General features: G+C 65.1%; 12 protein-coding genes and 1 tRNA gene. 2 read left to right on the top strand and 11 right to left on the bottom strand.

Going from position 1 to position 12,274, the window contains the following annotated elements; translation table 11 throughout:
* Positions 1-44: 44 nt before the first annotated feature.
* Entirely contained in the window at positions 45-758 is a 714-nt protein-coding gene (locus J3474_RS05495) for a pirin family protein (protein WP_013831849.1), read from the bottom strand.
* 182 nt (positions 759-940) lie between these two features.
* On the opposite strand from J3474_RS05495, the gene fumC reads away from it, so the two are divergent.
* Both fumC and J3474_RS05485 read left to right on the top strand, forming a co-directional pair.
* On the top strand, positions 941-2,332 hold the full coding sequence (gene fumC / locus J3474_RS05490; protein WP_207093359.1) for a class II fumarate hydratase: 1,392 nt from the start codon (positions 941-943) through the stop codon (positions 2,330-2,332).
* Positions 2,333-2,448: 116 nt separating this feature from the next.
* Positions 2,449-2,522: transfer RNA gene (locus tag J3474_RS05485), tRNA-Gly, on the top strand.
* 20 nt (positions 2,523-2,542) lie between these two features.
* Here J3474_RS05485 and J3474_RS05480 read toward each other — a convergent pair.
* The 10 genes from J3474_RS05480 to J3474_RS05435 all read right to left on the bottom strand — a co-directional run bounded on the left by J3474_RS05480 (position 2,543) and on the right by J3474_RS05435 (position 12,255).
* The gene (locus J3474_RS05480; RefSeq protein ID WP_207093358.1) at positions 2,543-3,040 is read right to left on the bottom strand and encodes a nuclear transport factor 2 family protein; all 498 of its coding nucleotides are present in this window, start codon (positions 3,038-3,040) and stop codon (positions 2,543-2,545) included.
* A complete protein-coding gene (locus tag J3474_RS05475; RefSeq protein WP_041558691.1) occupies positions 3,033-4,088 on the bottom strand; it encodes an NADP-dependent oxidoreductase in 1,056 nt (351 codons plus the stop codon). Before J3474_RS05475 ends, J3474_RS05480 begins: the two co-directional genes overlap by 8 nt.
* A 43-nt stretch (positions 4,089-4,131) precedes the next feature.
* Positions 4,132-4,434 carry a putative quinol monooxygenase gene (locus J3474_RS05470; RefSeq protein WP_207093357.1) on the bottom strand — a complete coding sequence of 101 codons (303 nt, stop codon included), beginning with the start codon at positions 4,432-4,434 and terminating at the stop codon, positions 4,132-4,134.
* 36 nt (positions 4,435-4,470) lie between these two features.
* Complete coding sequence (locus J3474_RS05465; protein WP_207093356.1) at positions 4,471-5,667, bottom strand: SRPBCC family protein; 1,197 nt, start codon at positions 5,665-5,667, stop codon at positions 4,471-4,473.
* Positions 5,668-5,708: 41 nt separating this feature from the next.
* On the bottom strand, positions 5,709-6,344 hold the full coding sequence (locus J3474_RS05460) for a Dabb family protein (protein WP_041559210.1): 636 nt from the start codon (positions 6,342-6,344) through the stop codon (positions 5,709-5,711).
* A gap of 132 nt (positions 6,345-6,476) precedes the next feature.
* Complete coding sequence (locus J3474_RS05455; RefSeq protein WP_207093355.1) at positions 6,477-7,097, bottom strand: TetR/AcrR family transcriptional regulator; 621 nt, start codon at positions 7,095-7,097, stop codon at positions 6,477-6,479.
* 38 nt (positions 7,098-7,135) lie between these two features.
* Positions 7,136-7,588, bottom strand: coding sequence for a MaoC family dehydratase (locus J3474_RS05450; protein ID WP_207093354.1), 453 nt, complete (start codon positions 7,586-7,588; stop codon positions 7,136-7,138).
* Positions 7,588-9,441, bottom strand: a complete 1,854-nt coding sequence (locus tag J3474_RS05445) for an acetyl/propionyl/methylcrotonyl-CoA carboxylase subunit alpha (protein ID WP_207093353.1) — start codon at positions 9,439-9,441, stop codon at positions 7,588-7,590. Before J3474_RS05445 ends, J3474_RS05450 begins: the two co-directional genes overlap by 1 nt.
* 5 nt (positions 9,442-9,446) lie before the next feature.
* Positions 9,447-11,048, bottom strand: a complete 1,602-nt coding sequence (locus J3474_RS05440) for a carboxyl transferase domain-containing protein (protein ID WP_207093352.1) — start codon at positions 11,046-11,048, stop codon at positions 9,447-9,449.
* A gap of 187 nt (positions 11,049-11,235) precedes the next feature.
* Complete coding sequence (locus tag J3474_RS05435; RefSeq protein WP_207093351.1) at positions 11,236-12,255, bottom strand: DUF2889 domain-containing protein; 1,020 nt, start codon at positions 12,253-12,255, stop codon at positions 11,236-11,238.
* Positions 12,256-12,274: the final 19 nt, after the last annotated feature.

Here is a 12,274-nt window from a genome sequence, read left to right as displayed (position 1 = left end):
GGGATCGGCGGACGCGCCATGCACGTCCGCCTCTCTCATCGGTTTCAGGCCGCGTCGACCAGGACGATCTCGCTGTCGTCCAGCGCCGTAACGCGCAGGACCTCGACATCGTTCACGGCCACGCCGTCACGCTCGCGCGCTTCGACTCCGTCGCTCTCGCCCCCTTCTACACGGACCTGACCGGTCGCGGGAACAAGATAGGCCTTGCGATCGCGGCCCAGCGGGTACTCTGCCGTCTCGCCGGCCTTGAGCGTGGCCGCCACAACCCGCGCATCGGTGCGGATCGGCAGGGCATCGCCGTCGCCGTCATAGCCCGAGGCCAGGGTGATGAACCGGCCCGAGCGCTCACCCTTGGGAAAGGGCCGCGCACCCCAGCTCGGCGCATCGCCGCTGCGGGTGGGGATGATCCAGATCTGGAAGATCTTGGTCGTCACCTCCTCCAGGTTGTATTCCGAGTGGCGGATGCCGGTGCCCGCGCTCATCACCTGGACGTCGCCGGCCTCGGTCCGGCCCTTGTTGCCCAGGCTGTCCTCATGGGTGATCGCGCCTTCGCGAACGTAAGTGACGATCTCCATGTCGGCGTGCGGGTGCGGCGGAAAGCCGGTGCCCGGCGCAATCGTGTCGTCGTTCCAGACGCGCAGGTTGCCCCAGTGCACCCGCGCCGGATCGTGGTAGCCGGCGAAGGAGAAGTGGTGCTTGGCATAGAGCCAACCGTGATTGGCACCGCCAAGGCTTTCGAAAGGACGCAGTTCGATCATGGTGTGTCTCCGGCGGGCAGCGGGGGCCGCCCGGTCGAGGGTCCATATATGGCCATCCACCCAGACGGATAACTGGAACAAAATCGTCCAAGATGTTCGAACAAGTGGAAATGATGAAACTCCCGCCACCATCCCCATGTGGAACGCTGGGGGTAGCGACGCCATTCCACCACGGAGCCGACATGACCGAGACCCGCATCGAACGCGATACCATGGGCGAGATCGCCGTCCCCGCAGACCGGCTGTGGGGCGCGCAGACCCAGCGCTCCTTCGAGAACTTCCGGATCGGGGGAGAGCGCATGCCCCTCGCGATCGTGCAGGCCATCGCCCAGATCAAGCGGGCCGCCGCCCGCGTGAACCAGCGCCTGGGCAAGCTCGACCCGTACCTGGCCGAGGCGATCGTCTCGGCCGCCGACGAAGTGATTGCGGGCAAGCACGACGATCACTTCCCGCTGGTCGTGTGGCAGACCGGCTCGGGCACGCAGACCAACATGAACGTCAACGAGGTGATCGCCAACCGCGCCAACCAGCTGCTCGGCGGCCAGCCGGGCGACCAGAAGCCGGTCCACCCCAACGACCACGTCAACCGCAGCCAGTCGTCCAACGACACCTTCCCCACCGCCATCCACATCGCCGCCGCGCACGCGCTGACCGCAAGGCTGCTACCGCAGCTCACCGCCATGGCCGAAGTGCTGGAGGCCAAGGCCAAGCAATGGGCGCGGATCGTGAAGATCGGGCGCACCCACACGCAGGACGCGACGCCCCTCACGCTCGGGCAGGAGTTCTCCGGTTATGCCGCGCAGGTGCGCGCCGGGATCGACCGGATCGAGACGACGCTGCCGGGCCTTTGCCACATCGCGCAAGGCGGCACGGCGGTCGGCACCGGAATCAATGCACCGGTCGGTTTTGCCGAGGCCATCGCCGCCGAACTCGCGGAGACCACCGGACTGCCGCTGGTCACCGCGCCCAACAAGTTCGAGGCGCTGGCTGCGCAGGATGCCCTGATCTTCTCCCACGGCGCGCTCAACACGCTGGCGGCCTCGCTCTACAAGATCGCCAACGACATCCGCTTCCTCGGCTCCGGTCCGCGCGCGGGACTGGGTGAGCTTGCCCTGCCCGCCAACGAGCCGGGATCGTCGATCATGCCGGGCAAGGTGAATCCCACCCAGTGCGAGGCGATGACCCAGGTCTGCACCCAGGTCTTCGGCAACCACGCGACCCTGACCTTCGCCGGCAGTCAGGGCCAGTTCGAACTCAATGTCTATCGCCCGGTCATGGCCTACAACGCGCTGCAATCGATCACCCTCCTCGCCGATGCCGCGCAAAGCTTTCGCGAACACCTCCTCGAGGGGCTGAAACCGCGCGAGGACAACATCGCCGCAGGCGTCGAACGGTCGCTGATGCTGGTAACCGCACTGGCCCCCCAAATCGGTTACGAAGCCGCCGCGAAGATCGCCAAGAGCGCGCAGGAAAGCGGCAAGACCCTGCGCGAGGCCGCCGTGGAAAGCGGCGCCGTCACCGCCGAGGACTTCGACCGCATCGTGCGCCCCGAAACGATGACCGGCCCAAGTTGAAGCAACCTGCAAGAGATCCGTTGACGACCCGGCCAAACCCATGGCACTAGGCCCGCCGCCCCAGCGGAAGTTCCCGGACTTCCCGGCGCGCGCCAGACGGACCGTTTCGTCGAAACGCGGGTGTAGCTCAATGGTAGAGCAGAAGCTTCCCAAGCTTACGACGAGGGTTCGATTCCCTTCACCCGCTCCATTACCGGTTCGTAGGTGTTCTTATCTTGTCGCAAACGGATGCTTGGGTGACAGGCCGTCGCCGAAATTCATCGGTCCGGTTCGATCATCGGTTGCACGCTCGGCGCGGTCGAACAGGTTGAGCACGTAAGTCAGGCTCGACAGTCGCCATTCGCCTTTGCGGCATTCGGCTTCGAAAAGGTAGCGGCCCCAGAACGTGTCGTCGATGCCGGGCGCAGGATCGTCGGTGCGGCACACTATGACAGAGCCGGCGTCGATCCTCGCATACTCGTCCGCCAGGGTGATTGCAGGTATGGCGAACATGTGCAGGCGGCGCGCGTAGCTTTCCTCGAGCTGGGCCACAAAGCCTCGGTATTCCTCGAAGTTGCCCTTGAACATGCCGAAATCGAACTTCGCTTCGGGCCAGAAAACCGCATCGAGTCGGCCCCAGTCGATCCAGTCGATCAGATTGCCGTATTCGGCGACCAGTTCGGTCAGGCGAGCCCGTGCGACGAGATCGGCTAGCGCCACCTCAGGCATGAGCCGCGGCCTTCCAGTCGGCCAGCGTCGAGACGCTCTCGTCGATGCGCACAAGCGTTTTACCGGTGGTCTTGCCCGACATCAGCCGGATGAACGCCTCGGGCGTCGCTTCCAGACCCGTGGCGACGTTTTCGGTCGCGATCAGGTCGCCCGAGCGGATCCACTGCGCCAGCGCTTCCTCGGCCTCGTGCAGCATGTCGGTCGCCTCGTAGGCGAGGAAGCCACGCATGGTGATGCGGTTGACCAGCACCTGCCAGATATTGCGCAGGCGATAGGGATCGGTCTGGTGGTTGTAGTTGGCGATCATGCCGCAGACCGGAATGCGCCCGAAGGCCTTCATCCGGGGCAGTACGGTGTCCAGCGTCACGCCGCCGACATTGTCGAAATAGAGGTCTATCCCATCGGGGAAGTGCTTTGCGATCTCGGCGTCGAGGTCCTTGCAGTCGCGGTAGTTGATGGCGCCGTCCATGCCGAGTTCCTCGGTGACGATGCGCGCCTTCTCGTCCGATCCGACCGTGCCGACGACGCGGCAGCCCGAGAGCCTGGCCACCTGCCCCGCGACCGATCCCACGGCGCCCGCCGCAGCGCTGATCAGCACTTCATCGCCTTCGCGCATCTCGCCATAGCGCTTGAGCCCGACATAGGCCGTGATGCCCGACCAGCCGGCCGCGCCCATGTAGGCGGTAAGCGGCAGGTCCTCGGCCACGCGCACGTTCTCGAAGGCGACGCTGCCGGGCGCGATAATCGAATGGGTTTCCCAGCCGATGAAGGCACGGCCATAATCGCCTTCCCTGAAATCCGGATTGCGCGACTGAACGACGCGGCCCAGCACCATCGTCGGGATCAGTCCGCCGATCGGAACCGGGGGCAAGTAGCTCTTCACGTCGTCGAGCATCCCGCGCACGGCCGGGTCGATGGCAAAGACGCGGTTCTCGAGCAGGACCTGCCCTTCCTCGAGTTCAGGCAGCTCCGCTTCCTCGATGCGGAAATTCTCCGGGACGGGGACGCCGGTAGGGCGCGATTCGAGGACGATACGGCGGTTCATCATGGCGGTCTTCTCCCGGTATTTTCTGGCTTGGCGGCGCGCTGCGTCAGTCGGCGAAGCCGCGCTCCCTGCCCGCATCGAACTTGCGCACGCCCGAGGTGTCGATGCTGTCGGCCCAGTCGCCCAGGACGCCGAGAATCGCAGGCTGCGCGAGGTGGGCCGCCAGCGCCGCTTCGTCGCGCCAGCGCTCGTAGACGAGCACGGTGCCCTCTTGCCGGCTGTCGACGGCGAAGTGGTAGTTGAGGCAGCCGTCCTCCCGCAATGTCGCGGCGACGAGACCGCGCAGGGTTTCGGCCAGCTCGTCGACGCGATCCGGCGACGTCTTGAGGTGTCCGGCAAGGATGATCATGGTTTCAGGCCCTCTCGTTTTTTCTGTCGGGCGCCATCAATCGGCGCGCAGCAAGGGTTCGGGCACTGTCCCTTGTGACAGGTAATGCGCGATCCACTTGTGGAAGTACTGGTTGCCCAGTTCGTTGCGGCCGAAAGTGACGTGCCCGCTGCGCTGCGCTTCCAGCCCCTGCTGCACGCGCATGCCCATCAGATAGTCCTCCTTCTCGACGACGTCGAAGAAGAAGTCGCTCATCCGGTCGAGCTCCTCCCGCTCGGCTTCGGATGCCGGGGCGGTCGGGAAGATATAGTTCATGATCGTGACGTTGCGCCCCGGCGCATCGCCGGGGAAGAGCTGCGCGACCTGGCACATCTCGGGCGCGAGAAACATCGCGAAGTTGGGAAAGAGCATGCGGATGAAGTCGTAGTTCAGGTTCTCCCGCTCGCCCCATTCCTCGCGCGGCAGGTCCTTCAGCTCGACGATGCGATGCTGCGGGTAGGAGAGGCGGATATGCGGACCGAATGCCTCGTAATAGGCGCGGTTGGACGGTGTGCGCGGCAGGACCGTTTCGGGATGCGCGGCCTGGAAGTGATAGCCCTCAAGATATCCGTCATAGGCAACTTTCCAGTTTGCGCCCTGCATCGGCTTGGACTTGTGGAAGTACCATGTCTCGAGCCTGAGCGCGGCAAGGTCATCGAGCATGCCGCCAAGAAACGCAGGGATGTCAATGGGCAGGCCGGGCGTGAGGATCGCGAAGATCATCCCCGCCACTTCCTCGCAGGGCAGTTCGGTCAGGCCGAGCGTGGACTTGTCGACATCGCCGAATGTACTGGCCTCGGTGATGCCGAGCAAGCGCCCGTCATTGGCATATGTCCAACCATGGTAGGGGCAGGAAAAGGCGCGGCAATTGCCCCTTCCTCCGTTCTCGCCCTCATCCACCAGCTTCATCGCCCGGTGACGGCAGACGTTAAGGAAGGCGCGCGCCCTGCCGTCGCTGCCGCGGGTCAGGAGGACCGGCATGCCCATCGGCGAGATCGCCTTGTAGTCACCCTTTGCGGGCATCTCGACGGTCAGCGCCAGCATCAGCGGCAGGCGCTTGAAGATCAGGTCGATCTCGCGCTGCCACTGATCCGGGTCGAGGTAGCTTTCGACCGCGACCTGCATGGTAGAGCCGGTCTGGTCGGTCGTCTTCGACTCGACGAAGTGGAGCAGTTTTTCCGCCGCATCGCCGTAAGCCTTGCGCATTTCGGTCATCGCGCCTTCTCCCATCGCGCGCCGGGCCGCCCCGGCAATCGTTACCAGGCGGGGCCGTCACCTTCAGGCGTAGCGGGGCCGGTGAGCCAATTGCCGGTAATGCCGATTTTCACCTCGCTGCCGCGGACCACTTCGGTGTCGGGATCGGGAGTCTGGAACATGATGCGGTTGGGCGCCCAGACCGACCCGATGATCTCGTCCTCTTCGCTTGCAAGCGAGAGGCCGACCATCTCGAGCATTTCCTTTGCCCGCTCGCGGGTCTGGCCACGGATCTCGGGGACGTAGGCCTTGTCGGCATCGTCATGCAGCTTGAGCACACGGGCCTTCTCTCGCTCTGCTTCTTCGGCGGCGAGCTTCTCGTCGAAGTCGGGGCCTCGGTAGTCGATCTCCCAGTCGAAGGAGATCATGTTCTCCAGGATGTCGGGAAGGAAGGGCGTCATGCGCAGGTGCGCCCAGTGCGACATGTAGCGATCCATCGCCTCGTAGCTGTCGATGTCGCAGCAATTGGCGAAGTCGAAGTCGCCCGAGTGGTAGCGTGTCTTGACGCAAAGGCCGTGGCTGTAGTCGCGCACTTCGCGGTTAAGGTGCGAGAGCTTCTTCACCTCTTCGAGGAAGACGTCGATCTTCTCCTGCGGGGCGTCCTTCTTGAACTTGATCATCACGACATGCCGGATCACGTCTCTCTCCATCGCTGCGGCCGCGCCTTTAAGTCCTGCCTTTCGCGGCAGGGGCCGGCCTTGTTGTTGGCGAAGAGACTAACCCGGATCGTTTAATCTGACGCCTGTCAGATTAAACAGGTCGCACCGATTTCAGCCGCGCTCGGCGAGACCGAGATCCCTGAGCACGGCGGCCAGCACTGCGTGCATCTGCTCGACCGTCCAGTCATCGGGCGCAAAGCAGGCTTCCAGCCCGATCCCGGCGATTGCGGCGATCAGCCGGCGGGCGGCGGCCTGCATCTGCGGATCGCACTCCGGCCTGCCGAGGCGCTCAGCCAGCATCGTCCGGTAAAGCGCCAGGCTGTCTTCCGCAGCGCGGCGACGTTCTTCGAGGTAGGCCGGTTCGAGGTGCGCGCGCGACCAGAAGGCAAGCCATACCCGCCAGTTGCGCCGTGATTCCTCGCAGACGGGCAGGATCGCATCGAAACATTCGAGCAGCGGACGTCCCGCGGCATGAGCCTCCTGGAGTCGCTGGCTCGCGTGGGAGTTGGCGACCTGGTAGACCTTGAACAGCAGCTCGTTCTTGTTGCGGAAATAGTGCGAGACGATCGAGGTGCTGCACCCGTTGGCCGCGGCAATCTCGCGGAAGGTCAGGGCCTCTATGCCCTTTTCAGCGACGAGATCGAAGGCGATCGATACCACTGCGGTCCGACGCTCTTCCCTGTCGACCATGATCGGCATTGTCCGCGCACCCTCGCTTGCACCTGATGTCACCCGCCTTGGTCACAGGCCGGCCGGTGTCAAGTCCGGGGCTACCGGGGCTTGCTGCCGAGCAGCACGCTGCGCAGGCAGGACAAGACGACTTCACCCTTCTGGTTGGTCAGTTCATGGCGGAAGACCACGATGCCCTGCCCGGGCCGCGACTTGCTTTCGCGCATCTCGGTCACTTCGCTGGTGCAGGTGAGCGTGTCGCCGATGAATGTCGGCTTGGGCGTCACCACCTTGTCGAAGCCGAGGTTGGCGACGAGCGTACCCACCGTCGTATCCGCGACCGACAGGCCGATGGCGAGGCTGAAGGTGAAAGTCGAATTGACGAGGATGCGGCCGAATTCGCTCTTCTTCGCCAGTTCCGCGTCGAGATGCAGCGGCTGCATGTTGTGGGTCATGGCCGAGAACATCAGGTTGTCGGTCTCGGTAACGGTGCGGCTCGGCTGGTGGGTCAGCTTGTCACCGACGTGCCACTCGTCGAAATAGCGGCCCGGCATTACTCAGTCTCCTCGATCTGCACCAGCAGCGCATCGACTTGCACCAGCGCGCCTTCCTCGACGTCGATCTTCGCGACAAGTCCGTCGAAGGGTGCGGTCAGGGCATGCTCCATCTTCATTGCCTCAAGGGTCAACAGCTTCTGCCCCCGCTTGACGACGTCGCCCTGCGCAACGTCGACCGCGATCACCTTGCCCGGCATCGGCGCGTGGATCGCACCGGAACTGTCGGCCGCGCCATGCGCTGCATCGTGACGCCAGGGCGAGAGCAACCAGGCCTGGCCCTGCTCCGTCACCAGTACGCTGGGCACCGGCTCATCGCTGCCCTCTCCGGTCAGCGGGATCTCGACCTTCTCGCCGTCGAGCAGGAACCATGCTGCACGCGCGGGTGCAGCATTGAGCCGGAAGCCGGCCATGTCGGTGACCGGCAGCATGGCATTGGCCGCCGCCTGCAGCACTTCGTCCGAAGGCACCGGGGACTGCGCCATGGCCTCGCCGTGGCGCCCAATCAACCCGGTGTCGACATCGCCGGACACGAACTGCGGATGCTGCAGCGCGCGGACCAGGAAGGAGGCATTGGTCCTGACCGGCCAGACCGCGGTATCGGCTAGCATTTCGCCCAGCCGCTCGCGCGCCTCGTCGCGATCCTCGCCCCAGGCGATGACCTTGGCGATCATCGGATCGTAATGCGGCGATACTTCCGCGCCCTCATAGACGCCGGTATCGATACGGCCCCAGCCCTCGGCGCCTTCCGCCTCGCCGAACTGCAGCAATTCGAGCGTGCCGATGCTCGGCAGGAAGCCGCGCGCGGGATCTTCCGCATAAAGGCGCGCTTCCATCGCCCAGCCGTCTATGGTGAGGTCTTCCTGGTGCATCGGGATCGGTTCGCCGCTGGCGACGCGCAGCTGCCACTCGACCAGATCGACGCCGGTAATCGCCTCGGTCACCGGATGTTCGACCTGCAGGCGGGTGTTCATTTCCATGAACCAGATCCGGTCCGCGGAAAGCCTGCCCGATCCATCGGCGATGAATTCGATGGTTCCCGCACCGACATAGTCGACGGCTTTTGCTGCACGCACCGCTGCAGCACAAAGCGCCTCGCGGGTCGCAGCATCCATGCCCGGCGCGGGCGCTTCCTCGATCACTTTCTGGTGACGGCGCTGCAGGGAGCAGTCGCGCTCGAACAGGTGGACGACGTTGCCGTGGCTGTCGCCGAAGACCTGCACTTCGATATGGCGCGGGCTGGCGATGTACTTCTCGATCAGGACGTGGTCGTTGCCGAAGCTCGCCGCCGCTTCGCGCTTGCAGGAAACCAGCGCGTCGGCGAAGTCCTCCTCGCTCTCGACCAGCCGCATGCCCTTGCCGCCGCCGCCCGCGACGGCCTTGATGAGCACCGGATAGCCGACCTTGGCGGCTTCCTCGGCGAGGAAGGAAGTGGACTGGTCCTCGCCCATGTAGCCCGGCGTCACCGGCACCCCGGCCTCGGCCATCAGCTTCTTGGCGGCGTCCTTGAGGCCCATCGCCGTGATCGAGGAGGGCTTGGGCCCGACCCAGACGAGCCCGGCATCGATCACCGCCTGCGCAAAGGCGGCGTTTTCGGACAGGAAGCCGTAGCCGGGATGGATCGCCTCGGCCCCGGTCTGCCGGGCAGCTGCGATGATCTTCTCGCCCACAAGATAGGATTCGCGCGTCGGCGCCGGACCGATGTGAACCGCTTCGTCCGCCTCGCGAACGTGCAGTGCGTCGGCATCGGCGTCGGAGTAGACCGCCACCGTGCGGATGCCGAGCGCGCGCGCGGTGCGAATGACCCGGCAGGCGATTTCGCCGCGATTGGCGATAAGGAGAGACTGGATCATGGCCATTACATCCTGAACACGCCGAATTGCGGACTTTCGGGCATGGGGGCCTCGAGCGCCGCGGCCAGGGCAAGGCCCAGCACGTCACGGGTCTGCGCTGGGTCGATCACGCCGTCGTCCCACAGCCGCGCGGTGGCGTAGTAGGGATTGCCCTCGTCCTCGTACTTCTGGCGGATCGGCGCCTTGAAGGCCTCGGCCTCGCGTTCGTCCCACTGGTCGGCATCGCGGTGGACGGTCGCGAGCACGCTTGCCGCCTGCTCTCCGCCCATCACCGAGATGCGCGCATTGGGCCAGGTGAACAGGAAGCGCGGAGCATAGGCCCTGCCGCACATGCCGTAGTTGCCCGCGCCGAAGGACCCGCCGATGAGTACGGTGATCTTGGGCACGCTGGCGGTTGCCACTGCCGTCACCAGCTTGGCGCCGTGCTTGGCGATGCCCTCTGCCTCGTACTTGCCGCCGACCATGAAGCCCGAGATGTTCTGGAGGAACAGCAGCGGGATCTTGCGCTGGCAGGCCAGTTCGATGAAGTGCGCGCCCTTCTGCGCGCTTTCGGAGAACAGCACGCCGTTGTTGGCAAGGATCGCCACCGGCATCCCGTGGATATGCGCGAAGCCGCAGACCAGCGTGCTGCCGTAGAGCGCCTTGAACTCGTGAAACTCGCTGCCGTCGACGACGCGGGCGATCACCTCGTGCACGTCATAGGGTGCGCGCACGTCCTCCGGGATCACCCCGTAGAGTTCTTCCGGATCGTACCTGGGCGGGCGCGGCTCCTGCAGGCGCAGATCGTGCAGGTGCTCGGGGCCGAGATGGCTGACTATGTCTCGCACGATCGTCAGCGCATGTTCGTCGTTGTCGGCCAGATGGTCGGTCACGCCCGACTTGCGCGAATGGAGATCGCCGCCGCCCAGGTCCTCGGCGGAGATGACTTCGCCCGTCGCCGCCTTCACCAGCGGCGGGCCGGCCAGGAAGATGGTGCCCTGCTCCTTCACGATCACCGTCTCGTCAGACATCGCCGGGACGTAGGCGCCGCCTGCGGTGCATGATCCCATGACGCAGGCGATCTGGGCAATGCGCTTAGCGCTCATGTTGGCCTGGTTGAAGAAGATCCGGCCGAAGTGGTCCCTGTCCGGAAAGACCTCTGACTGGTGCGGCAGGTTGGCCCCCCCGGAATCGACGAGGTAGATGCACGGCAGGTTGTTCTCGAGCGCGATCTCCTGCGCCCGCAGGTGCTTCTTGACCGTCATCGGGTAGTAAGTCCCGCCCTTGACGGTCGCATCGTTGCACACGATCATGCACTGGCGGCCTGACACCCGGCCGATCGCGGTGATGAGGCCCGCGCCCGGGATGTCCTCGCCGTACAGGCCGTTGGCCGCGAGCTGCCCGAGTTCAAGCAGCGGCGAACCCGGATCGAGCAGGCGCTCCACCCGCTCGCGCGGGAGCAGCTTGCCGCGGCTGACGTGACGCTGGCGCGATTTCTCGCTGCCGCCAAGCGCCGCCTGGGCGACCTTCTCACGCAGTTCGGCGGCCAAGGCGCGGTTGTGCACGGCGCGGGCCCGGGCCTCGGGGCTTTCGAGATTGATGCTGGTCTGGAGGACAGGCGCACTCATGCCCGGATCGTCCTTGTCGCTGCTGGGAGCATAACCCTCTTCACCGGTTCGTTCTGATTTGCGGCATCTATGTACCAAGGGCGAAACCGGTGGGGAAATTGAAAGTTTCCGGGGTACTTTATAGACAGTGTCTATGAATGATCGTCGCCGTCATAGGGAATGAGGGGAATGCGAGCGACGCTCAGTCTCATCCCGGCAGGTGCGCCACCAGCCCCGGAATGTCGGCAAGGGCGCGCAAGGCGTCGTTGAGGTGGGTGCAGCCGGCAGGGCCGCGCAGCAGGGACAGCACTTCGTCGCGCAGGTCGCCGATGCGCTTGCCGACCAGCCTCTGGGCATTGGCGATCGCACCGGGGCATTCCGAGAAGGGAAGAATACGCGCTTCGGGTTCGATGGAGAGGATCTCCAGCGTCCCGATATCCACCGTGGCGCGCAGGTTGTACTCGTGAATGGCGACGCGGCCGCCCTGCTTGAGCCTGGCACTGTCCTGAAACGCGGAGTCCACCCGGATGACCCCGGCTGTGCGGTCGCGCATGACATCGATGCGACGCGCCCGGCGAAACCCGGCGCCCTCCGTTTCGGGGAACGCGTGCCAGCCTTCGGGATCGGCGGGGTTGCGCAAGTGGCCTGCGTCGGCATCGGCAACCGCATAGGGCGAACCCTCGGGCGAGACGCCGCTGTGCCCTTCCTTGAGCCCCCAGCAGATATCGATGCGCTGCTCCAGCTGCTTGCGATAGGCATCCTCGCCCAGCTGCTCGCGGTGCCGTGCGACCAGTTCCGGCGCCCACTGCAATCGCGCGAAGGCAGAGACCAGCGCAGTACCAGATATGTCGTCGAGCGTCAGGTAGAGCGGATCGTACCCGGCGATCAGCTCGGGCATGCGCTCTGCCAGCACCATGCGCAGATGGCCTCCACCGCGTTCCCCGACCAGTTGACCGATCTTGGGATAGCGCGCATCGGCAACGATCGACCGGATCGTCTTGTCATCGCCGATGCGCGCTTCGAAGAAACCTTCGGCGCAGACCTGTCCTCCATCCCCCGATGCCGGCGTGACAAGATCGCGCGCGCGTCCGACGAACAGGCGTTCGCCGTCCAGCCCATCGGGCCAGCAAACATCGATGCTGCTCGTGCGGCGCACCGAATCCGCAGGTCTGATCGGGGCAGGATTGGCAGTGGTGCGCGGAGGCGGGGGCAAACGGTTAACGGTCATGCTGTCCCCCGTGTCCTGC

This window comes from Novosphingobium sp. PY1 (assembly GCF_017312445.1).
Lineage (GTDB): Bacteria > Pseudomonadota > Alphaproteobacteria > Sphingomonadales > Sphingomonadaceae > Novosphingobium.
The sequence above is the reverse complement of the archived record's forward strand: the minus strand, read 5'-3'. Positions and strand labels throughout refer to the sequence as shown.

Coding starts and splice junctions, on each gene's coding strand:
- J3474_RS05480 (WP_207093358.1), bottom strand. CDS start 3,040: ATGCCTGAGGTGGCGCTAGCCGATCTCGTCGCACGGGCTCGCCTGACC.
- J3474_RS05445 (WP_207093353.1), bottom strand. CDS start 9,441: ATGATCCAGTCTCTCCTTATCGCCAATCGCGGCGAAATCGCCTGCCGG.
- J3474_RS05475 (WP_041558691.1), bottom strand. CDS start 4,088: ATGATGAACCGCCGTATCGTCCTCGAATCGCGCCCTACCGGCGTCCCC.
- J3474_RS05435 (WP_207093351.1), bottom strand. CDS start 12,255: ATGACCGTTAACCGTTTGCCCCCGCCTCCGCGCACCACTGCCAATCCT.
- J3474_RS05465 (WP_207093356.1), bottom strand. CDS start 5,667: ATGACCGAAATGCGCAAGGCTTACGGCGATGCGGCGGAAAAACTGCTC.
- J3474_RS05470 (WP_207093357.1), bottom strand. CDS start 4,434: ATGATCATCCTTGCCGGACACCTCAAGACGTCGCCGGATCGCGTCGAC.
- J3474_RS05495 (WP_013831849.1), bottom strand. CDS start 758: ATGATCGAACTGCGTCCTTTCGAAAGCCTTGGCGGTGCCAATCACGGT.
- fumC (WP_207093359.1), top strand. CDS start 941: ATGACCGAGACCCGCATCGAACGCGATACCATGGGCGAGATCGCCGTC.
- J3474_RS05450 (WP_207093354.1), bottom strand. CDS start 7,588: ATGCCGGGCCGCTATTTCGACGAGTGGCACGTCGGTGACAAGCTGACC.
- J3474_RS05440 (WP_207093352.1), bottom strand. CDS start 11,048: ATGAGTGCGCCTGTCCTCCAGACCAGCATCAATCTCGAAAGCCCCGAG.